18 protein-coding genes are annotated in these 21966 nt (G+C 71.2%); 10 read left to right on the top strand and 8 right to left on the bottom strand.

Annotated features, from left to right (window positions below):
- Positions 1–5: 5 nt before the first annotated feature.
- Positions 6–1259, top strand: coding sequence for a lytic murein transglycosylase (locus tag ACWCQM_RS32805; protein WP_450918711.1), 1254 nt, complete (start codon positions 6–8; stop codon positions 1257–1259).
- Positions 1260–1263: 4 nt separating this feature from the next.
- On the opposite strand, the gene ACWCQM_RS32810 is transcribed toward ACWCQM_RS32805, so the two are convergent.
- Positions 1264–2325 (bottom strand): ATP-dependent DNA ligase, encoded by a 1062-nt coding sequence (locus ACWCQM_RS32810; RefSeq protein WP_450918712.1) that lies wholly within the window; start codon positions 2323–2325, stop codon positions 1264–1266.
- Between the two features lie 94 nt (positions 2326–2419).
- Between ACWCQM_RS32810 and ligD the strand changes: the two genes are divergently transcribed.
- Positions 2420–3442 carry a non-homologous end-joining DNA ligase gene (ligD, locus tag ACWCQM_RS32815; RefSeq protein WP_450918761.1) on the top strand — a complete coding sequence of 341 codons (1023 nt, stop codon included), beginning with the start codon at positions 2420–2422 and terminating at the stop codon, positions 3440–3442.
- Positions 3439–4590: an ABC transporter permease gene (locus ACWCQM_RS32820; protein WP_450918713.1), complete on the top strand. Its 1152-nt coding sequence runs from the start codon at positions 3439–3441 to the stop codon at positions 4588–4590. The genes ligD and ACWCQM_RS32820 overlap by 4 nt, the downstream gene beginning before the upstream one ends.
- 13 nt (positions 4591–4603) lie before the next feature.
- Here the strand turns inward: ACWCQM_RS32820 and ACWCQM_RS32825 are convergent, their stop codons facing one another.
- Together ACWCQM_RS32825 and ACWCQM_RS32830 are read right to left on the bottom strand one after the other, a co-directional pair.
- Positions 4604–6841: an OmpL47-type beta-barrel domain-containing protein gene (locus ACWCQM_RS32825; protein WP_450918714.1), complete on the bottom strand. Its 2238-nt coding sequence runs from the start codon at positions 6839–6841 to the stop codon at positions 4604–4606.
- A complete protein-coding gene (locus ACWCQM_RS32830; protein ID WP_450918715.1) occupies positions 6838–9336 on the bottom strand; it encodes a ThuA domain-containing protein in 2499 nt (832 codons plus the stop codon). The genes ACWCQM_RS32825 and ACWCQM_RS32830 overlap by 4 nt, the downstream gene beginning before the upstream one ends.
- A gap of 231 nt (positions 9337–9567) precedes the next feature.
- Here ACWCQM_RS32830 and ACWCQM_RS32835 point away from each other — a divergent pair, with 231 nt between their 5' ends.
- Complete coding sequence (locus ACWCQM_RS32835; RefSeq protein WP_450918716.1) at positions 9568–10557, top strand: multicopper oxidase domain-containing protein; 990 nt, start codon at positions 9568–9570, stop codon at positions 10555–10557.
- A gap of 13 nt (positions 10558–10570) precedes the next feature.
- On the opposite strand, the gene ACWCQM_RS32840 is transcribed toward ACWCQM_RS32835, so the two are convergent.
- Positions 10571–12751 (bottom strand): DEAD/DEAH box helicase, encoded by a 2181-nt coding sequence (locus ACWCQM_RS32840; protein WP_450918717.1) that lies wholly within the window; start codon positions 12749–12751, stop codon positions 10571–10573.
- A 202-nt stretch (positions 12752–12953) separates the two neighbouring features.
- Here ACWCQM_RS32840 and ACWCQM_RS32845 point away from each other — a divergent pair, with 202 nt between their 5' ends.
- Together ACWCQM_RS32845 and ACWCQM_RS32850 are read left to right on the top strand one after the other, a co-directional pair.
- Positions 12954–13745, top strand: a complete 792-nt coding sequence (locus ACWCQM_RS32845) for a VOC family protein (protein WP_450918718.1) — start codon at positions 12954–12956, stop codon at positions 13743–13745.
- Between the two features lie 147 nt (positions 13746–13892).
- Complete coding sequence (locus tag ACWCQM_RS32850; protein ID WP_450918719.1) at positions 13893–14165, top strand: WhiB family transcriptional regulator; 273 nt, start codon at positions 13893–13895, stop codon at positions 14163–14165.
- Between the two features lie 152 nt (positions 14166–14317).
- On the opposite strand, the gene ACWCQM_RS32855 is transcribed toward ACWCQM_RS32850, so the two are convergent.
- The 4 genes from ACWCQM_RS32855 to ACWCQM_RS32870 all read right to left on the bottom strand — a co-directional run bounded on the left by ACWCQM_RS32855 (position 14318) and on the right by ACWCQM_RS32870 (position 18798).
- Positions 14318–15208 (bottom strand): chitosanase, encoded by an 891-nt coding sequence (locus tag ACWCQM_RS32855; RefSeq protein ID WP_450918762.1) that lies wholly within the window; start codon positions 15206–15208, stop codon positions 14318–14320.
- A gap of 138 nt (positions 15209–15346) precedes the next feature.
- Positions 15347–16324, bottom strand: coding sequence for an acyl-ACP desaturase (locus ACWCQM_RS32860; protein WP_450918720.1), 978 nt, complete (start codon positions 16322–16324; stop codon positions 15347–15349).
- 156 nt (positions 16325–16480) lie between these two features.
- Entirely contained in the window at positions 16481–18127 is a 1647-nt protein-coding gene (locus ACWCQM_RS32865) for an ATP-binding cassette domain-containing protein (protein WP_450918721.1), read from the bottom strand.
- Between the two features lie 254 nt (positions 18128–18381).
- On the bottom strand, positions 18382–18798 hold the full coding sequence (locus ACWCQM_RS32870) for a spore wall synthesis regulator SsgD (RefSeq protein ID WP_073749000.1): 417 nt from the start codon (positions 18796–18798) through the stop codon (positions 18382–18384).
- A 193-nt stretch (positions 18799–18991) separates the two neighbouring features.
- On the opposite strand from ACWCQM_RS32870, the gene ACWCQM_RS32875 reads away from it, so the two are divergent.
- From ACWCQM_RS32875 to ACWCQM_RS32890, 4 genes are all read left to right on the top strand, one after another.
- Positions 18992–20071: a WD40/YVTN/BNR-like repeat-containing protein gene (locus tag ACWCQM_RS32875; protein ID WP_450918722.1), complete on the top strand. Its 1080-nt coding sequence runs from the start codon at positions 18992–18994 to the stop codon at positions 20069–20071.
- A 113-nt stretch (positions 20072–20184) separates the two neighbouring features.
- Positions 20185–20874, top strand: coding sequence for a sugar O-acetyltransferase (locus tag ACWCQM_RS32880; protein WP_450918723.1), 690 nt, complete (start codon positions 20185–20187; stop codon positions 20872–20874).
- A gap of 22 nt (positions 20875–20896) precedes the next feature.
- Positions 20897–21184 carry a hypothetical protein gene (locus ACWCQM_RS32885; protein WP_450918724.1) on the top strand — a complete coding sequence of 96 codons (288 nt, stop codon included), beginning with the start codon at positions 20897–20899 and terminating at the stop codon, positions 21182–21184.
- Positions 21185–21248: 64 nt separating this feature from the next.
- The gene (locus ACWCQM_RS32890; protein WP_450918725.1) at positions 21249–21926 is read left to right on the top strand and encodes an endonuclease V; all 678 of its coding nucleotides are present in this window, start codon (positions 21249–21251) and stop codon (positions 21924–21926) included.
- The last annotated feature ends 40 nt before the right edge of the window (positions 21927–21966 follow it).

The following is a 21966-nucleotide window of genomic DNA, read 5'->3' on the forward strand; positions in this document are numbered from 1 at the left end:
GACACATGAGGTTCGACGGAACCATGCGCCGCGGACTCACCGGCACGGCCACCGCGGTCGCCGCCATGGCGGCGCTCACCGCGTCCCAGGCCCCGGGCCTCGCACTCGGAGGCACCGCCGACAGCACGAAGAACGTGGCATCGGACGACGTCGTCTGGACCGAGGTGCCGAACGACGACAGTTACCACACCGAGCTGCCGCCGCTGGAGTCACCGGAGCCGCCGAAGACCACCGGGCCGCGGAAACCGGCCCCCGCCGTCGCACGGTCCTGGGCGGAGGCGGGCATCCCTTCCACGGTCCTGGCCGCCTACCGCAACGCGGAGAGAGCCATCGGCCGCAGCGACCCCGGCTGCCGTCTGTCCTGGCAGTTACTCGCGGCCATCGGCAAGGTCGAGTCCGGCCACGCGAGCGGGGGACGGGTGGACACCGCGGGCACCACCCTCACACCGATCCTCGGCCCCGTGCTGAACGGCGCGGGCTTCGCCAACATCCCGGACACCGACGGCGGGGCCTACGACGGCGACACGCGCTACGACCGGGCCGTCGGGCCCATGCAGTTCATCCCCTCGACCTGGGCGCACTGGGGCGCGGACGGCAACGGCGACGGTCGCAAGGACCCCGGCAACATCGTCGACGCGTCCCTCGCCGCCGGTCACTACCTGTGCGCCGGAACCCGCGACCTCTCCGTACGGTCGGACCTGGACCGGGCGATCCTCAGCTACAACCACTCGGACACCTATCTGCGTACGGTCCTGTCCTGGCTGGAGTTCTACCGCAAGGGCGCCCACCCCGTCGCCGACGGAAAGGGCGTGATCCCGAAGAGCCCCGGTGCGGGAAGCCCCAACGCGCCGAAGGCCCCGGTCGGAGGACCGGGCAGCCCGAGCGACCCCGGCAAGGGTGGCGGCGGAATCATCATCGGCCCGCAACCCGGCGGCACACCGGGCCCCTCCGCCTCGCCGACCCCGACGCCCTCGGGGACCGGCACTCCCGGCCCGAGCGCCACCCCGACACCCACGGACCCGGGCCCGGGCCCGGACCCCGATCCCACCGATACCAGCACGCCCGACCCGACGACCACCCCGGACCCCACCACGACACCGGACCCGGAACCCAGCACCACGGACCCCACCCCCGACCCGGAGCCCGGCACCACCGGCCCCGGCTGCCCCACACCCACCGCGGAGGCCGACGCCACGACGCCCACGGACGCGCCGACCGACGATCCCTGCGCCACGCCCGCCCCCACCCCCAGCGCCTGACGGGTCAGCCGGCGTCGAGCACCTCGGCCAGGTCGTACCGCACCACTTCCTCCAGCTGCGCATAGGTGCAGCCGGAGGGGGTGCGGTCCGGCCGCCACCGCCGGAACTGGGTCGTGTGACGGAAGCGATCGCCCTCCATGTGGTCGTACGCCACCTCGCAGACCCGCTCCGGCGCGAGGGCCACCCAGGACAGGTCCTTCTTGCCCGACCAGCGGCTCGGCGCACCCGGCAGCCGTGACCCCTCGTGTGCCGTGGCATCCGCCCAGGCCGCCCACGGGTGGCCGGCGGGGTCGATGCGCAACGGGTCCAGCTCCTCGATCAGTTCGGCGCGCCGCTTCATCGGGAACGCCGCGCACACCCCCACGTGCTGGAGGACGCCCCCGGAGTCGTACAGACCGAGCAGCAGGGAGCCGACCACAGGGCCGCTCTTGTGGAAGCGGTAGCCCGCCACCACGCAGTCGGCGGTCCGCTCGTGCTTGATCTTGTACATCGCGCGGGTGTCCGGCCGGTACGGCAGATCGAGCGGTTTGGCGACCACACCGTCCAGCCCCGCGCCCTCGTACCGCTCGAACCACTCCCGCGCGAGCGCCTGGTCCGTGGTGGACGGGGCGAGGTGGACGGGTGCCGACGCGCCTGCCAGCGCACCTTCCAGGACGGCCCGCCGTTCCGTCTGCACGGTGGCGAGAAGCGAGGAGTCGTCCAGGGCGAGGATGTCGAAGGCGACGAGACTCGCCGGGGTCCGCCCGGCCAGCATCCGCACCCGGGAATCGGCCGGATGGATGCGCTCGCTCAGCCGGTCGAAGTCCAGCCGCCCCTCGTACGTCAGGACGATCTCGCCGTCGATCACACAGCGCCGGGGGAGATTCTCCCGTACGGCGGTGACCACCTCGGGGAAGTAGCGGGTCAGGGGCTTCCCCGTCCGGCTCCCGATCACCACCTCGTCGCCGTCCCGGTGCACGATCGCCCGGAAGCCGTCCCACTTCGCCTCGTACTGCATCCCGGGCGGAATCCGCTTCACGGACTTGGCGAGCATCGGCTTCACGGGAGGCATCACCGGCAGGTCCATGCCCCGATTCTCGCCCACCGTACGGAGCACGTCCTCCGATATGCGGCATATGTGGTCCCGGCCTACGGTGTCCGACATGGGAGCAGGAGCAGCGGTGGAACTGGACGTGGACGGGCGGGCCGTCCGGCTGTCCAACCCGGACAAGGTGTACTTCCCGGAGAAGGGCTACACCAAGAAGGACGTGGCCGACTACTTCCAGGCGGTGGGGCCCGGAATCCTCCGCGCCCTGCGCGAGCGCCCCACCACTCTCCAGCGCTTCGTCGACGGGGTCCAGGGCGAGTTCTTCTACCAGAAGCGCGCGCCCAGGAACCTCCCCGACTGGACCCCCACCGCCCGGATCGAGTTCCCCAGCGGCAGGCATGCCGACGAGATGTGCCCCACCGAACTCGGCGCGGTGCTGTGGGCCGCCAACCTCGGCACCCTGACCTTCCACCCCTGGCCGGTGCGCAGGGCCGACACCGACCACCCCGACGAGCTGCGCATCGACCTCGACCCGCAGCCCGGCACCGACTACAAGGACGCGGTACGGGCGGCCCACGAGCTCCGCTCCGTCCTGGAGGAGAACGGACTGCGCGGCTGGCCCAAGACCTCCGGCGGGCGCGGCATCCATGTCTTCGTCCCCCTCGTCCCGGAGTGGACCTTCACCCAGGTCAGACGCTCCGCCATCGCCGTGGGACGGGAGCTGGAGCGCCGGATGCCGGAACGGGTGACCACCGCCTGGTGGAAGGAGGAGCGGGGCGAGCGGATCTTCGTCGACTACAACCAGACGGCCCGCGACCGCACGATCGCCTCCGCCTACTCCGTACGCCCCTTCCCGCACGCCCCGGTCTCCGCGCCGCTGCGCTGGGACGAGATCGACGACGCGGAACCCCGCGACTTCGACCTGCGGAGCATGCCCGCGCGGTACGCGGAGGTGGGCGATCTGCACGCCGACATGGACGACCACGCCTTCCGGCTCGACCAGCTGCTCGAACTGGCGCGGCGGGACGAGCACGAGCACAAGCTCGGTGACCTGCCCTACCCGCCGGAGTACCCCAAGATGCCGGGCGAGCCCAAGCGCGTACAGCCCAGCCGGGCCCGCCGGGACGACGGCGACGGCGACGGCGACGGGGCATGAGCGAGCGGGCCGACGGCGCACACGGAGCCCAGGGCGAGCACGAGGCGCAGGGCGAGCAGGGGGCCCACGGCGAGCACGGGACGCAGGGCGGACGCGCGGCGCACGGGGCGCACGGGAGGCCGCCGACCCGGCGGGAGAAGTGGCAGACGTACAAGGACTCGCCCTTCTTCCCCGCGACGGTCCTGCTCTTCATCCTCGCGGCAGCGGCGGGGCTCTTCGCGGGTTCGTACACCTATGCGATGGCCAATCCGACGCCGCACCGCATCCCGGTCGCCGTCCTCGAAGGCTCCAGGACGCCCTACGCCGCCGAGTTCGTCAAGGAGATGGAGGAGGCGCTCGACGCCTCGCTCGAACTCCACAGGTACCCGGACATGGCACAGGCCGACGCGGCGATGAACGAGCAGAGGGTGTTCGCGATCCTGCGGAGCAAGGGCGACGGCGTGATGATGCAGGTCGCCGGAGCCTCCGGGGCCACCGTCGCCCAGCTCCTGGGCGAGACCGGGGTGAAGGTGGCCGACACGATCGGCGTCCCGCTCACGGTCGAGGACGCCAAGCCGCTCCAGAAGGGCGACCCGCGCGGTCTCGCCCTCTTCTACATCTCGCTCGCCGCCGTCATCATCGGATTCGTCGGAGCGATCCAGCTCAGCGTGCACGCCCGTGCCCTGCTGCCGCTGGAGCGCATCCTGTTCACGCTCGGCTACGCGCTGCTCGGCGGCTTCGCCATCGCCGCCGTCGTGGACTGGGGGCTCGGCGCGCTCGATCTGCCGTTCGTCCAGTCCTGGCTCATCCTGGCGTTCACGATGTTCACGTCGGGCATGGTCTTCACGATGTTCAACACCCTCATGGGACGCTGGGCGATGATCCCGACCTGGGGTGTCATGGTTCTGCTGGGCAACCCCTCGTCCGGCGGCGCGGTGTCCTGGCCGCTGCTGCCCTCGCTCCTCGGCCACATCGGGCGCTGGCTGCCGCCCGGCGCCTCGGTCAACGCCCAGCACACCGCCGTCTACTACCAGGGCCATCAGTACGTCTTCCCGTATCTGGTGCTGGCCGCCTGGGCGCTGGTCTCCTGCACGGTCTTCTGGGTGTGGCGCCACCGGCACCCCGGAGGCCGCGACCGCGTGCCGGAGCACGCGGCCGCGGCCACCTGAGTGTGCCTCGCCCCTACAACTCCTTGATCCGGATGTCGCGGTACGAGATCACGTCCGTGGTGCTGTGGACCTGGAGCCCGATGTAGCCGGAGGCGTAGCGCCGCCCGTCGGTGCCCGGGTCGTCACCCCGCGGAGGCTCGAAGAGCTGCCCGCCGGTGTTGTCGAACTCGTTGATCAGGACACCGTTGCGGTAGACCGAGTAGTGCTGGTCCACGACCTTGACCTCGTAGTCGTTCCAGGTGCCCTTGGGAGTGACCCCGGCGCCGCCGAGGCCGACCCGGTCGAAGCCGTACAGGGACCCGGTCTTGTACATGTCGCCGTCGGGCCGGTCGTTGACCTGGATCTCATGGCCGTACTTGATGGCGACCCACTCCGGACGTGACTCCTCCGGGTGGTCGTGGACGTCCGGGAACCGGACGAAGACCCCGCCGTTGGCGTTGCCGGCCCCGGGGGCGTCGTCCCGCCACTGGAGCTTCAGCGAGAAGTCCCCGTACTGCCGGGCCGGGAACCAGAGCATCCCCATGCCGTCCACGGTGGTGGAGCTGGTGATCGAGCCGTCCTCCGTGTTCAGCCCGAACTTCCCGCCGCCGACCTGCTCCCACTTGGCGAGGGACTCGGCGGTGCCGTCGAAGAGTTTGCGGTACCCCTCGTCCTGGCCCGGCTTGCCGATGCCGGACTGCTTGGCCGCCCTGTAGATCTTCTTGTGCTCACGGGCGTCGATGACCCCGTCGGCCAGCAGCTTGTCCAGGACCTTGTCTACGTGCTTGAGGAAGAGCGCGTGCGAGGACCAGTCCTTCTCGTCCTCGATGAGCTCGTTGACGGTGCAGCGGTTGCCGGTGATCCGGTTGGGAACGCCGGTGTCCACGGTGCCGACGATGACCGTGAGCCGTACGTCGTACTCCGGGCAGTTGGGCGCGGGCACCCCGCCGCTCTCGGCGATGGTGAACGAGGACTGCTTGGCCTCCGAGGTGTTGCCCGCCTTGTCCGTCGCCCGGTGGGCGAAGGTGTGGCGGCCGACGCGGTCGACGATCACGGGCGTGGTGTACGCGAGGTACGGGCCGCCGTCGAGGGAGTACTCGACCTTGTCCACACCGGAATCTGCGTCGGTCGCGGTGACCGTGGCCCTGGCGCTGGTGATGAACGCGCCGTCGGAGTTCTTGTCACCCGTCACGGCGACCGAGGTCTCCGGCGGGGTCTTGTCCTGCGACGGAGGCTCGACGACGGTGAAGCCGACGGACTTCTCCGCGGCCGCGTTGCCCGACTTGTCGGTGGCGCGGTAGCGGACGGTGTGCGTTCCCACCTCGTGGACCATCACGGGCGCGGTGTACGGCTGCCAGGCTCCGTCGGCCCCGACGGCGTACTCGATGGTGTTGACGCCCGACCCGGTGTCGGACGCGGTCACGGTGACCGTGGCCATGCCGAGGTAGGCACCCGTGTCGTCCTTCTCGCCCGACACGGTCGCCGAGGTCTCCGGCGGGGTCTCGTCGTCCGTCGGCGGCGCGGCCACCGCGAAGTCGACGGACTTCTCGGCCGCCGCGTTGCCGGCCTTGTCGGTGGCGCGGTAGCGGACCGTGTGCGTCCCCACCTCGTTCACCACGACCGGCGCGGTGTACGGCTGCCAGGCTCCGTCGGCCCCGACGGCGTACTCGACGGTGTCGACGCCCGAACCCGCGTCGGTCGCGGCCACGGTGACGGTCGCCTGGCCGATGTACGCGCCGTCGGCGTTCTTGTCGCCGTCCACCTTCGCCGAGGTCTCGGGCGCCGCGGTGTCCTCACCGCCGCCGTCGTCCTCCGTCACGGTGAGGATGCCTTGCATCGAGCCGTGGCCGGGAATCGTGCAGTGGTAGAAGTACCGGCCGGGCGTGAGGGTGACCTCGACGCTGTGCTTGCCGCCTTCGCTGTCGCTCGGGTTGGCCAGGATGTTGACCGGTACGTCGTTGTTGAACTCCGGGTCCGACACGCTGAAGGTCAGCGTGTGCGGCATACCCGTGGTGTTGCCCGTGGCCGCGCTGTTCTCGAAGACGATGGTCGCCGCGCCGGCCACGGCGGTCTTCGGCGCCGTCAGATAGTGGTCGATGGGGTCACCGGCGGTCCAGTTGAGGACCTGGTCGGCGGCCGTCGCCCGGTCGTCGTCCCGTCCGTACGCGGCCGTCGAGGTCAGCCCGAGGACCATCAGGAACGAGCCGAGCAGGGCGAGCCACCAGTGTGCGGGCCCGTGCCGTCGTCGCGCGAGGAGCGAAGGGTGTCTCACTGCGCTGCCGCCTTCCTGGCCAGGTCTGCGGCGGCCGGGGTCGGGCCGCCGCCCTTGTAGGTCACGCGCCACAGCGCGGACTTGGAGTCGGAGGTGAAGAAGCCACGCCCGTAGTCCAGGACGTAGAGCGAGCCGTCCGGGGCGAACTTCCAGTCCATGAGGTTGCGGATGCCGTCGGCGCCGACCGGGATGATCTTCTTCAGGGACTCGGCGTGCGTGGGCAGGCCGCCCTTGCCGACCGTCCTCGGGTCGGTGAGCACGGCGTGACGCGGCTGGGTGTCGTCGTAGAAGTCACCGACGAACCACTTCCCGTCCCAGTACGAGGGCCACTTCGCCTCGCTCGTGCTCGACGCGTCGTAGCGGTAGACCGGGCCGTTCATCGTGGCCTGGCCGCCGCCCTTGAGCCAGGGCAGGAGCTGCTTCTGGTCCTCGACCTTGTAACTGGGGATGCCGTTCGCGTCGCGCGGGTAGTCCACGCCGCCGCCCTGGGGCGAGTACCAGATGGTGTTGCCGGTCACCGGCGGCAGCTTGACCAGGCCGTCGTTGTTCGGCGACTCGTTCTTCGGCGCGTCGCAGTCGTACCAGCCCAGCGGCTTGGAGGGGTCGGGCAGATTGCGGTCCCGGTAGGGCTGCTTGTTGCCCATGCAGTACGGCCAGCCGTGGTTGCCGGCCTTGGTGATCGCCGCGAACGTGTCGTACTTCGCGGGACCCCAGGTCGTGCTGGGGGCGCCGGCGTCCGGGCCGACCCAGCCCGCGTACAGCGTGTCGGTCGACGTGTCGACGGAGATGCGCGCCGGGTTGCGCACGCCCATCACATAGATCTCGCCGCGGGTCTTGCCGCCGCCCTCGTCCGGCTCCTTGCCGGTGAAGAGGTTGCCCTCGGGCAGGGTGTACGTGCCGTCGTCCTCGGGGTGGATGCGCAGGATCTTGCCGTTGAGGTTGTTGGTGTTGCCCGCGGTGCGGCGGGCGTCGGCGAACGACACGCCCTTGTAGTTCGGCTGCGGGTTGTTGCCCGAGTAACCGTCGCTGAAGCCGGATGAGTTGTTGTCACCCGTGGCGATGTAGAGGTTGTCCTTCGAGTCCCACGCCATGCCGCCGCCCGCGTGGCAGCAGCTGTGGATCTGGACCGGCCAGTGCAGCAGCACCTTCTCGGAAGCCAGGTCCAGCTTGTCCGTGGCGGGGTCGAAGGTGAAGCGCGAGACCTGGCGTACCGCCATCTGCTTGTCCCGGTCGATCTTCGCGTGCGGGGTGTAGTGCAGATACACCCAGCCGTTGGTGGCGAAGTCCGGGTCCAGCTCGATGCCGAGCAGGCCCTCCTCGACCTTGACCAGCTCGTCGCCGCCGCCCTTGTTGCCGAAGACGCTCAGCTTGCCGGCGAGGGTGACCTTCTTGGTCGCGGGGTCGTACACATGGATCTCGCCCGAGCCCTTGCCGACGTTCGGGTCGTTCCAGTCGGTCACGACGGGCACACTGCTGTCCGCGCCGCCGCGTCCGATGTAGAAGACCCGCCCGTCCTTCGCGGTGACGAGTCCGTGCGGCTCGCCGATCTGGTCGTTCTGTCCCGGCTGGTTGGGCTGGGTGAGCCGCTCGGCCGCGTAGTTGGAGTCGATGGTGGCCTTGCAGTCGGCCTGCGACAGCCTGCTCGTCCAGGCGAGCGCGCCGCGCAGGTGGTCACGGAAGTCGGTCTCCGCGAAGCTCGCGGCCGTACCGCCCATGGCGGTGTAGAAGGACCGGCCGCCGTCGTAGTCACGGCACCAGGAGACCGGGTGGTCCCAGCCGTTGGCGCTCGCGCCCGGGGTGTACGTGATCTCGCGCACCCGGGCCACGGTGTGGACGTCGCCGGACGGGTTGTCCTTCCAGTTCATCCAGGTGTCCGGGCGCTTCCACTCCAGCGGGAGGTTCTTCGTCGCCGGGTGCTGCCGGTCGCCGATCTCCACCGTGGCACGCTGGACGTTCTTCGGGCTGTCCGCCGTCGGACGCGCGCCGACCAGTCCGGTGAACCAGTCGGAGTACGGTTCGGTGCGCGCCGCGTCATGGATGCCCAGGAAGCCGCCGCCGGCCTCCATGTAGGCCTCCAGGCCCGCCTCCTGCTCGGGGTCGAGCACATCGCCGCCGCCGGTCAGGAAGACGACCGCGTTGTACCTGCCGAGCTGCTTGCCGTTGGTGAAGACCGCGGCGTCGTCGGTGGCGACGGTCTTGAAGCGCCCCGCCTCCGGCCCGCTGAGTCCGATCTTCTCGATGGCCGCGATACCCGCGTCCACGGTCGGCGACTCCTCGCCCGCCGACGCGTGGAACACCAGCACCCTGACATTGGCCCCGCCGGGCGGCGTGGGCAGGGACAACGTTGTCGCCACCCGCTCCTTCAGCCCCGGATCGGGAAAGGGACTGGCGGTGGCCGCGTTGCCGCCGAGCAGGGACGCGGTCAGGGCGCCTGCCGCCACGGCCGCCGCGACGCCGCGACGCGATCTGGACCTGTGATGTGGTGTGCGCTGCATGTGGTCACCCACCCCTCTTGGTCGCTTCTCCGGTCACTTCTCTCTCATCGCACCTCTGAGCTCACTGCGACAGCGCACGAAGCTAGACCTCTTTTCGCGGCACGCCAATACCTAAAGCAGCAATCGAACGAACTTTGTCCTGAGTGTGGATAAACGCTGGCCCCCCGGCTACGGTGTGGGCCGTCCGAGGCAGCAGTGCGTCAGTTTCCTTCTCGCAGTGGGGAGTTCGACATGGACCGAAGGACCTTCAACCGCCGGATGCTCGTGGGTGGAGGGGTGGCGGCGGCCACCGGCGTGACATCGATGTCGCTCGGCGCGGTGCAGGCCACCTCCGCGGAGAACCCGGCGAAGACCGCCCCCGCCGGAGGGACCGTGCGCCATCTCAAGCTGTACGCCGAGAAGCTGGCTGACGGACAGCTCGGATACGGGCTGGAGAAGGGCAAGGCGTCGATCCCCGGGCCGCTCATCGAGATCACCGAGGGCGACACGCTGCACATCGAGTTCGAGAACACCACGGACGTCGACGCCAGCCTCCACGTCCACGGCGTCGACTACGACATCGCGAGCGACGGCACCCGCATGAACCGCAGCCATGTCGAACCCGGCGGCACCCGTACGTACACCTGGCGCACCCACGCCCCCGGCCGCCGCAAGGACGGCACCTGGCAGGCGGGCAGCGCCGGTTACTGGCACTACCACGACCACGTCGTCGGCACCGACCACGGCACCGGCGGCATCCGCAAGGGGCTCTACGGGCCGCTCGTCGTGCGCCGCAAGGGCGACGTCCTGCCGGACAAGACGATCACGATCGTCTTCAACGACATGACGATCAACAACAAGGCCGCCCACGAGAGCCCGAACTTCGAGGCCACCGTGGGCGATCGCGTCGAGGTCGTCATGATCACGCACGGTGAGTACTACCACACGTTCCACATCCACGGGCACCGCTGGGCGGACAACAGAACCGGCCTGCTCACCGGCCCCGACGACCCCAGCCGCGTCGTCGACACGAAGATCTGCGGCCCCGCCGACTCCTTCGGCTTCCAGATCATCGCGGGCGAACACGTGGGAGCCGGCGCCTGGATGTACCACTGCCACGTCCAGAGCCACTCCGACATGGGCATGGCCGGACTGCTGCTGGTCGCCAAGGCCGACGGGACGGTCCCGGGATACGACCCGCCGCACCACGCGGCGGGCGCGGAGGAGACGCACGAACACTGAGCCCGCGCCGGGGTCAGACCTCGGCGGCGAGCCGCAGCTGTTCCTCCTCGACGATGCGCCGTGCGAGGTCGCCGTCCGACACGTCCACCGCGTCGGGGGTGGCCTCGGCGACATCGCTGCGCCGCGCGTACGCGTCGAAGAGCCGGTCCTTGCGCGCGAGGATGTCCAGCATCCGCTGGTCCACACTGTCCGCCGCGAGGAGCCGGTGCACCTGCACCGTCCGTATCTGCCCCATGCGGTGCGCCCTGGCCACCGCCTGGTGCTCCATCGTCGGCTTGATCTGCGGCTCGCACAGGATCACGACCGAAGCCGCCTGGATGTTGAGGCCGATGCCGCCGGCCTGTATCTGGCTCAGCAGCACCGCGTGACCGTCCACCGCGCCGAACGCGTCGACGAGCTCCTGGCGGCGCGCGGCCGGGAGGGAACCGGAGACGGGGCCGAACACCCCGTCGCCCAAGGCCTCCCTGACGGTGCCGAGCACCTCGCGGAAGTACGAGAACACCACGACCTTGAGCCCGTTGTCCTCGGCCTCCGCGACGAGCTCGCGCAGCCGGTTCAGCTTCGCCGACGTCTCGGGACGGGCGTACGCCGCGCGGCGCATCCGCATGAAATGCCCCGATCCGACCGCCTCGCGGTACGCCTCCAGGTCGGCGGGGGAGAACTCCTCCCACTCGTCCGCCTGCACCAGCGCGGGCAGTTCACCGAGGACGTCGTCCTGGTTGCGGCGCAGATAGGCGGGGGCCACGGCCCTGCGGAACGCGTGCGAGCCGGCGACGCCGTGCGTGGACGTCACCAGTGGAGCCAGCTCGGGCCGCAGCTGGCGCACCAGGCTCCGGAACTCCTCGACCCGGTTCTCCATCGGGGTGCCGGTCAGGAACAGCACCCGCTCGGTGTGCTCCGTCCAGCCGCTCACGGCCCGGGCGCGCCGGGTCGCGGGGTTCTTCACGAAGTGGGCCTCGTCCACCACCACCATGCCGGGCCTGACCCCGCACGCCGGGCCGTCCGGCAGCGTGGCCAGCGCGTCGAAGGTGGTCACGGCGACCCCGCCCCGCTCCCGCCACTCGCCGAACGCCTCCTGCCGCTCCGGACCGTGCACCGGCACGGCCCGCAGGGTGGAGCGGGCGGTCACCTCCCGCCGCCAGTTGATCAGGACACTCGCCGGGCACACCACCAGGAAGTGCGTCTCGCCCTTCGCCGCGAGATGGGCCACCGCGGCGATGGCCTGCACGGTCTTGCCCAGCCCCATCTCGTCCCCGAGCACCACCCGCTTCTGGGCCAGCGCGAAGCGCGCGCCGAAGGACTGGTAGCCGCGCAGCGAGACCCGCAGACAGGTGTCGTCGAGCCGCAGTCCGCGCACCCGGTCGGCGATCCCCGCGGGCAGGAACCCCTCGGCCGCGTCCCGGTCGGGCCCGCTGCCCGACAGCTCTGCCAGCAGGCTGTAGTACTCGGCGGACCGCAGCTCGAAGTCGACCCACGCCTCCGCCTCCGACGCGGGCTCCCGCAGCAGGTCGACGGACGCCTGCCCGAAGAGCAGCGGCAGCCCGCGCTCGGCGGCGTCCCCCGTCACCGCCCGTACGGAGGCCACGGCGGCCAGCGCCCGGGCGGCGGCCGTCCGGCCCGTGAACAGCATCCGCAGCCTGCTCCGCGCCGGGGCGGCCCCGGCGAGCAGCGGTTCCAGCTCCTCGGTCAGGCGGCGGGCGGCGTCGGCGGCCCTGCGCACGTCCGGGCCGCCCTCCACCAGCCGGTGCAGGGCGACGAGCAGCGCGGTGGTCGCCGCGTCCGCCGCGTCCATGTCTATCCGCACGGCCACGGTGTCCCGGACGGCGTGCGCGATCTGCCGGGCGGCGGCCAGCGCCTGGTCCGCGGTGTGCGCGCCCACACCGGGGATCTCGCGGAGCTCGTAGCGCCTGGCTCCGTGGACCGTGCCGACGCTCGCGTAGCCCGCCTGCGTCAGCGCGCCCAGCCGCAGTCTGCCCTCCGTGACGTCCGCCAGCCGGGACACGGGGATGGACGCCAGCTCCCGGGCGACCAGCGAGTCCAGCAGAGGGGCGAGCGCGGTGTGCGCGGCCTCGACGGCCCGGCGGTGGTCGTCCAGCACCGCCCGGGCGGTTCCGGCGAGTTCCCGGGCACCGTCGAGCAGCTCGCGTGCGGCTCTTCCCGTGGGCGCCCGGCCCGTGGGTCCGGCCTGAGTCATGTACGTCCTTCTGTCCCCCGCGACCGCGCTCCGCCGGCGCCGCGGCCCAACCACGACCGGAGCCATCGTCCCACGCGTCCCGCTCCGCCCCGCGCAGCGGCGAACTGCGGTTGTCGGTGCCTGCTGCAAGACTCGGAAGGAGCGGTATCTCCATGTCCGACCAAGACGAGCGAGAGAACGGGACTCGCTGAAGGAGCACATCATGCCCGACCCAGCTTTCGTCACCGGCGCCCCCAACTGGATCGACCTCGGCACCCCCGACCTGGACGTGGCCACGGCCTTCTACAGCGGTCTCTTCGGCTGGGAGCTGGTGCCGGGCGGACCCGAGACCGGTGGCTATGGCATGTATCAGCTGCGGGGCAGGACGGTCGCGGGTGTCATGACCGTGCCCGAGGAGCAGGGGAAGCCCGCCTGGTCGGTCTACTTCCAGACCCCCGACGCCGACGCCACCGCACGGACGGTCGAAAAGGCCGGGGGCACCGCCGCGTTCCCTCCGATGGATGTGCTGGACTACGGACGCATGGGCGGCTTCACGGACAACGCCGGCGCGTACTTCGGCGTCTGGCAGCCCGGTACGAACACCGGCCTCGGCCTGATCATGGAGCCCGGCTCGCTCATCTGGTCCGAGCTGTACACCCCGGACGTCCCCGCGGCCGCCGCCTTCTTCCACACGGTCTTCGGGTGGCAGACCCAGGTGATGGAGTACCCCGGCGGTTCCTACACCGTCGTCCGGCCCGCCGGGAGCGACACCGAGGACGCCTCATTCGGCGGGCTCGTCGCTCTGGACGAGGTGCCCGGCGAGGACAAGGCCGGACCGCACTGGCTGCCGTACTTCGCGGTGGACGACGCCGACGCCACGGTCGCGGCGACGGAACGGCTCGGCGGCCGGGTCACCGCACCCGCGTCGGACGTGCCGGAGGTCGGCCGGATCGCGACCCTCGCCGACCCGGCGGGCGCGGCCTTCGCGGTGATCAAGCCCGTCCCGATGCCGTAGATCATGTCCGCAAAGCCCTGCCTGGACCTGCTTTGCGCAGGACCGGCCCCCGGGGACGCGCCGGGCGGGAGCGAGTGAGACCCCGTCCGGCCGTGCGTTGAACGGCTGTTGATCACTTGTTTATCGCCATCCGGCATCGTGTGCCGCATGCCGATCAACACGATGACCGACGAGCTCACCTGGCAGGAGACCGCGTTGTGCGCGCAGGCCGGGCCCGAGTTCTTCTTCCCGGCCCCCGGTAGCTCCACCCGGGAGGCCAAGCAGCTCTGCAACGCCTGCGAGGGCCGCCTGGCCTGCCTCGAATACGCACTCACCCACGACGAGCGCTTCGGCGTCTGGGGCGGGCTCTCCGAGAAGGAACGCGAGCGGCTGCGCAGGACCCGCCCGGCCGGGTACTGCGCACCGGGCGTCGGCGAGTAGTCCTCCCCGGGCACACGGCGCCTTCCGGCAACCGGCGTCTTCCGGTTCGCCCGGCGCCTCCGGGGCGCCGCAGCCTTCCAGGCGCCCGGAGCCTTCCGGTCACCGGAGCCTTCCCGTCACCGGCGCCTTCCCGTCACCGGTGTCCGCGCCGGTCACCCGATGCGGAAGGTCTCGCCGTACACCTGCCACACCAGGGGCTGCTCCAGGCCGAGGTTGCCCTCGCGCAGGAAGACGCGCTGCGCCGTGTCGATCCTGGTCGTGTCGCGCTGCACCTTCCTGGCCTTGATGGCGGACCTGCTCGCGTCGAGGAAGGCGTCCAGATACGCCTTCTCCTCGCCGCCCTCGGCGGCCGTGTCCGCCGAGTCCATCGCGGCGTCGCGGATGCCGTAGAAGCCGTCCGCCCCGACACCCGGCCCGTGCAGCACCATCGCGTCGTAGTAGATGAACTGCCCCAGGGTGCCGAGGCCGTCGAGCTTCGCCAGCCGGACCGCCGGATCGAAGTACAGCCGGTCGCGGGTCTCGTCCTGCGCCTCCCGGAAGGCCGGGTCCTCGGCCGCCTCGCGCCACGCGTCCGTGAAGCCGGGGTCCAGCCCCTCGTGCGAGTCGGTGCCGTCCACCTCACGCAGGGCGGACAGGAACGGGGCGAGCGGATTGTCCGGCTGTTCCTCGGTGTAGGCCTCGACCAGCTGCAGCATGTCGTTCGTGCCGGAGCAGAAGCCGATGATGCCCGCCGTGTAGCCGGCACCGTCGCCGATGTCCTCGATCGCTTCGTACCGGCTGCGCCAGTCCAGGGTCGATGCCTCGGCGCTGGCCACCAGCCGGGAGGCGGTCTCCTTCATCTCCGGCGCGGCGAGGCCCGGCGGCAGCGCGTCGATCTCCTCGGACTGCTCGTCGGTCTCCGCCGCGGCATCCGGCTCCGCCGTGCCGCTCTTCGTGGGACCGGCCGCCTGCGAGGTCACCGTGGGCGGCTCGGAGTCGCCACCGTTGAACAAGATCGAAGCGGCGATGACGATCGGCGCACCGAAAAGAAAAAGACGCGTCACAGGTTTCACCCGGCACAGAGTACGTTCCGTGAGGCTCGGGGGAAGACCTCATGCGAAAGGGCGGCGCACACGTGCGTGTGCGCCGCCCCTCGTCAGGGTGCCCGCGGTTCGGGGAGCGGAGCCCGGACCGCGTTCGCGTCAGGCGCCGGCGGCTCGGGCCGCCATGCGGGCCTTGCGCGCGGCGAGCTTCTCGTCGAACTTCGACGCCTCGCTGTCCAGGCCGTTCATGTACAGGCCCAGCTCCTCCTGCGCCTTGAGGCCCTCCGGGCCGAGTTCGCCGATGTCGAGGACCTTGAGGTAGCGCAGCACGGGCTGGAGCACGTCGTCGTGGTGGATGCGCATGTTGTAGATCTCGCCGATCGCCATCTGGGCGGCGGCCCGCTCGAATCCGGGCATGCCGTGTCCGGGCATGCGGAAGTTGACGACGACGTCCCGCACGGCCTGCATCGTGAGATCCGGGGCGAGCTCGAAGGCCGCGGCCAGCAGGTTGCGGTAGAAGACCATGTGCAGGTTCTCGTCGGTCGCGATGCGGGCCAGCATCCGGTCGCAGACGGGGTCGCCCGACTGGTGGCCCGTGTTGCGGTGCGAGACGCGGGTCGCGAGCTCCTGGAAGGCGACGTACGCCACGGAGTGCAGCATGGAGTGGCGGTTGTCGGACTCGAATCCCTCGGCCATGTGAGCCATGCGGAACTCTTCGAGCTTGTCCGGGTCCACGGCGCGCGAGGTGAGGAGGTAGTCGCGCATCACGATGCCGTGCCTGCCCTCCTCCGCGGTCCAGCGGTGCACCCACGTGCCCCAGGCGCCGTCGCGCCCGAAGAGGGAGGCGATCTCGTGGTGGTAGCTGGGGAGGTTGTCCTCGGTCAGCAGGTTCACGACGAGGGCGATCCGGCCGATCTCGGTGACCTTGGACTGGCCGGTCTCCCACGCCTCGCCGTCCTCGAAGATGCCGGGGAAGTTCCGGCCGTCGGAGAACGGTACGTACTCGTGGGGCATCCATGCCTTGGCGACTTTGAGATGGCGGTTGAGTTCCTTCTCCACCACCTCCTCCAGTGCGTACAGCAGTTGGGCGTCGGTCCACGCCTTCGAACTGCCGAGGTGGGGAGAGGTGATCGTCACGGGGGCTCCTGGGGACGGGAGAATTACCTACGGCTTCGTAGGTTACGTGACCGTAGGTTAAGGCGGCGGTAAGGCCCGAGCCAACCCCCGCCCTCGCGATGCGCGCTCACACACTGTTATCCGTGCAGGTAGGAAGCATTTTTTCGGCAAGGCAAGTCACGCCTCGACGGACCCGGCGCCCGGCAGCCGGCCGGGGTCGACATCGCGGAGTCCCTCCTCGTCCAGCAGGAGCCAGCGGGTGATTCCCAGCGACATCAGGAACGGCATGTCATGGCTCGCCACGACGAGCGCGCCCTCGTAGGCCTCCAGCGCCGAGGTCAGGCGCCGCACGCCGGACAGGTCGAGGCTGTTCGTCGGCTCGTCAAGCATCAGCAGCCGGGGCGCGGGCTCGGCCAGCAGCAGCGCCGCCAGCGTCGCCCGGAGGCGCTCCCCGCCGGAAAGTGTCCCCGCCGCGCGGTCCGCGCGTGTCCCCTTGAAGAGGAAATGCGCCAGCCGCGCCCTGATGCCGTTGGCCGTGGCGCCCGGCGCGAAGCGGGCCACGTTCTCCACCAGGGACAGACCGTCGTCGAGCACGTCGAGCCGCTGCGGCAGAAAACCCACCGGCACCCGTGTGTCCGCCTCGCCCGACGCCGGGGCGAGCTCGCCCGCCAGGGTGCGCAGGAGCGTCGTCTTCCCCGCGCCGTTGCGGCCGACCAGCGCGACGCGCTCCGGGCCGCGCAGATCCCACTCTCCCGGCACCCGTATCCCGTGGGCCAGCCGGACGTCGCGCAGCAGCAGGACCTCGCTGCCCGGATGCACCTTCGTGTGCGGCAGCTCGATCCGGATCGCCTCGTCGTCGCGCACCGCGTCGACGGCCTCGCCGAGGCGCTCCTCGGCGTCCGCCAGCCGCTCGGTGTGCATGATGCGGTATCTGCCGGCCGACTCCTGTGCCGTCTGCCTGCGCTGCCCCATCACGGCCTTCGGCTCGCGCTTGGTGTCCCACATCTTCTGCCCGTACCGCCTGCGCCGGGCCAGCGTGACGTGCGCGTCGGCCAGTTCGCGCCTCTGGCGTCGTACGTCGGCCTCCGCGACCCGCACCATCCGCTCGGCGGCCTCCTGCTCCACGGCCAGGGCCTCCTCGTACGCCGACAGGCTGCCGCCGTACCAGCTGACCTCGCCGTCGCGGAGATCGGCGATCCGGTCCACCCGCTCCAGCAGTTCGCGGTCGTGGCTGACGGTGACCAGCACCCCCGTCCAGGCGTCCACCGCGTCGTAGAGCCGCCTGCGGGCGTACAGATCGAGGTTGTTGGTCGGCTCGTCCAGCAGCAGCACCGCGGGGCGGGCCAGGAGCAGCGCGGCCAGCCGCAGCAGCACGCACTCGCCGCCCGAGAGCTCGCCGGTCCTGCGGTCGAGCCCGGCGCCGCCCAGGCCCAGCTGGCCGAGCAGGGCGCGGGCGCGCTCCTCGACGTCCCAGTCGTCCCCGACCGTCGCGAAGTGCTCCTCGCGGACATCGCCCGCCTCGATGGCGGAGAGCGCCGCGCGTTTCGCGGCGACGCCCAGTACCTCATCCACCCGCAGCGTGGTGTCCAGGACGAGGTTCTGCGGGAGGTACCCGATGTCGCCGACCGTGGTGACCCGCCCCGACGAGGGGGTGAGTTCACCCGCGATCAGTCGCAACAGGGTCGACTTCCCGCAGCCGTTGAGGCCGATGAGTCCGGTCCGGCCGGGGCCCACGGAGAGCTGGAAGGAGTCGAACACCTCGCTCCCGTCGGGCCAGGCGAACGACAGGGAGGAACAGGTGATGTGTGTGGCGGATGCAGGCACAAGGGCCTCCAGGAAGCGTCGGGGAATCACGGAGAAAGGGGCTCGGACACACCGGGGTCACGCGACGGGGCACGCGTGCGTCAGGCACGCGGCACGCGGTGCGGACACCTCAGATGTGGAGCAACGTCCTTCTCCGATACGACGGCTGCGGGGGCGATGACGACGTTACGGACGGACCCCGCCGCCGCGCAACCGAATTGGGGCCGCTCCGCGGCCCGAAGGGACCCCGGCGGCTCGAAGGGGCCTCGCGGCGGTCAGCAGGACCCGCCCAGCAGATCGGTCAGCCCGCCGTCCAGGTCCATGAAGCGGTACTCGTCGCCCACCGGGACCAGCTCCTGCGCCCGCTTCAGGAAGCGCCGCAGCTCGGAGGTCCGGACATGCACCATGGCGATGCCCTCCACGGCGTGGAACTCCAGCACCGTACGGTCGTAGCCGAACGGCCTGACCCGGACGTCCCCGACCCCCGCCGGCGCGTCCATACCCGTGGCGAGCAGCTCACGCGAGAACTCCCACGACACCTCCGTGCCTTCGAGGGTCGCCGGCGCGGGAAACGCCATGCGGACGGCGAAGGGGTCCTTGCGGTCGTACTGCAGAGTGGCGGGCAGTGTCTCCATACGAGGTGCGGACGCGACCATACGGGCCTGCACGGACTGCTCGATAACGCTGGACAAGACCTGCTCCCTCTCGCCTCAAACGACGGTTCCCGGCATTGGAGTAGACGACGGAACGCCTCCATCCGTGCACTGGCGGGCGGAGTGAGCTGCGTCACCGCCCGTCCTTCCACCGATCTTCCCCCGGTCACCTGCCCCGATTCGCGCGGGGCACCCTGGACGCCTGCCTGGCGGTGCGTTAGCTTCCAGCGGCATGAGGGCCATGGGGAAGACGAGACGGCTGGTGGCACTGGGACTCTGCGCGGCGGCGGTGACCGCCGCGCTGGCCGCACCACCGGCGCTCGCCGCCCAGGAGAAGCGGCCGGAACCCGGCTGGACGCTCACCCCCACGGGGACGGACGCACGCTTCAGAGGCCTCGCCGCCGTCGGCCGGGACACCGCCTGGGTCGCGGGCTCCGGGGGCACGGTGCTGCGCACGCTCGACGGCGGACGGCACTGGAGCGACGTCTCGCCCCCGGCCGCGGCCGGGCTGGAGCTGCGCGACATCGAGGCCTTCGACCGCCGGCGGGCCGTCGCCCTGGCCATCGGCGAGGGCGAGGCGTCCCGGGTCTTCCGCACCGAGGACGGCGGCGCCACCTGGACCGAGTCCTTCCGCAACACCGATGCCCGTGCCTTCTACGACTGCCTGACCTTCTTCGACAGCCGCCACGGGCTGGCGATGAGCGACCCGGTGGACGGGAGGTTCCGCATCCTGTCGACCTCGGACGGCGGGCGGACCTGGCGGGTGCTGCCCGACGCGGGGATGCCCGAGGCGCTGCCCGGCGAGGCCGGTTTCGCGGCGAGCGGCCAGTGCCTCGTCAGCTCGGGCGCCAAGGACGTCTGGCTCGCCACCGGCGGCGCCGCGACCGCGCGTGTGCTGCACTCCGGCGACCGCGGCCTGACCTGGACCCCGGCGGCGTCGGGCATCCCTGCGGGCGATCCCGCCCGCGGGGTCTTCGGCCTCGCCTTCCGCGACCGTGCGCACGGCATCGCGGTCGGCGGCGACTACCGCGCGGGCGAGGCGTCCCCGGACGCCGCGTCCGTCACGGGGGACGGCGGCCGGAGCTGGCAGCGGGCGGCCACCCCGCCGCCCGCCTACCGGTCCGGCGTCGCCTGGCTGCCGCACAGCACACGGTCCGCGCTGGCCGTCGGCCCGACCGGGACCGACCTCACCCGCGACGGCGGGCGCACCTGGCGGACCGTGGACACCGGCTCGTACGACACGGTGGACTGCGCGCCGGACGGCGGCTGCTGGGCCTCGGGGGAGAAGGGCCGAGCGGCCCGGCTGAAGTAGCCGCCCGGGCACCCCACGCGCGTACGCACCTCACGCCCGTACCCGACTCACCTCGTACGCACCTCACGCACGAATGCACCTCACGCCCGTATGCCTGAAGGGACCTTTCCGCTGTGACCGATGCCGACCACCAAGAAGTGCTGGGAAGGATCGCCGAAGGACTCGTCTACACCGAGTCGGAAGCGGCCTTTCTGGCCCCCGGGCGCCGCGCGGACCAGATCTTCGAGTACAACCGGACACCTCCCGGCCGGACGGAGGAGCGCCGGGCACTGCTCGTCGAGATCTTCGGCTCGGTCGGCGAACGTACGGCGCTGCTGGCGCCCTTCCACGCGGCCTTCGGCAGCAACGTACACATAGGCGACGACTTCTTCGGGAACGTCAATCTGACGTTCGTCGACGACGTGGACATCCGTATCGGCAACGACGTCATGATCGCCCCCAGCGTGACGCTGACCACGACGGGGCACCCGGTGCATCCCTCGCGGCGCGCCGATTTCGGGCGGTTCTCCGAACCGATCCACATCGAGGACAAGGTGTGGATCGGCAGCAACGCGGTGATCCTGCCCGGCGTCCGTATCGGCTACGGCTCGGTCATCGGCGCGGGCAGCGTCGTCAGCCGCAGCATCCCCCCGATGTCCATCGCGCTCGGGACACCGTGCCGTGTGGTCCGCGCCATCACCGACGAGGACCTCACGACGCGTACGGCAGGACACCGGGGAGGGCGCCGGGCCGCGACCGGACTGCCGCACCACAAGCCTGTGGCTGCCGTCCGCGGGGACTCGGGTGAGACCATTCGTCCATGATCGGCGACCTGGAAATGAGTGCATGAGCGGCGACCTGGAAGTGAGTGCCCTGGCGATCAACGTCACGATCCCGGAGGCCCTCCGCTGGACGGACACCCGGCGCGGCGAGGCGTTCACGCTGACCACGCTCAACGTCCGGCTGCTCCCGGACGGCCGTCTCGCCGCCAAGGCCTACGGCCGGCCGGTCGGCGGCGGCCGGGGTGCCTATGTCTCGTTCCCCGTCCCGGACAGGCCCGAGCTGACGGACCTGATCGACAGCGCCGCCGGCCGTGCCGGGGCGCTGTGGGCCGCTCACCGCGGTCTCGGCTGAGCGTCCCGGCCGTGCCCGGCGCATGGGAACGGCGATGATCACCGGCTGCCTAGACTGACGCGTCATGACGACTTTCAGGATGCCCGCCGACGAGGCCGAAGCCCGAGCCGTCCAGGACGCGTTGCGCGAGCGGGTCGTGCTGGACGAGCCGGGGCCGCCGCCGGGTACCGGCCGGGTGACCGGGGTCGATGTCGCCTACGACGACGAGCGGGACCTGGTCGTCGCGGCGGCCGTCGTCCTGGACGCGGCGACCCTGGCGGTGATCGCCGAGTCCACCGCCGAGGGCCGGGTGACGTTCCCGTACGTCCCCGGGCTCCTCGCCTTCCGCGAGATCCCGGCCGTACTGGCCGCCCTGGAGGGCCTGCCGGTGGACCCGGGGCTCGTGGTCTGCGACGGCTACGGGCGCGCGCACCCGCGCAGGTTCGGGCTCGCCAGCCACCTCGGCGTCCTCACCGGGCTGCCCGTCATCGGTGTCGCCAAGAACCCCTTCACCTTCCGCTACGAGCAACCGGGCCCCCGGCGCGGCGACTTCGCCCCGCTCCTGGACGGGGACGAGGAAGTGGGGCGGGCGTTGCGCACGCGGGACGACACGAAGCCCGTGTTCGTCTCGGTCGGCCACCGCACCGACCTGGACAACGCCTGCGCCCATACGCTCGCCCTGGCCCGCGACTTCCGCCAGCCGGAGACCACCCGCCGAGCGGACGCCCTGTGCCGGACGGCGCTCCGGGAAGCCATCAACTGATCCCGGACCCGCTCGGCGATCTGTTGCCAACTGAGTACAC

The organism is Streptomyces sp. NPDC002125, assembly GCF_053593715.1.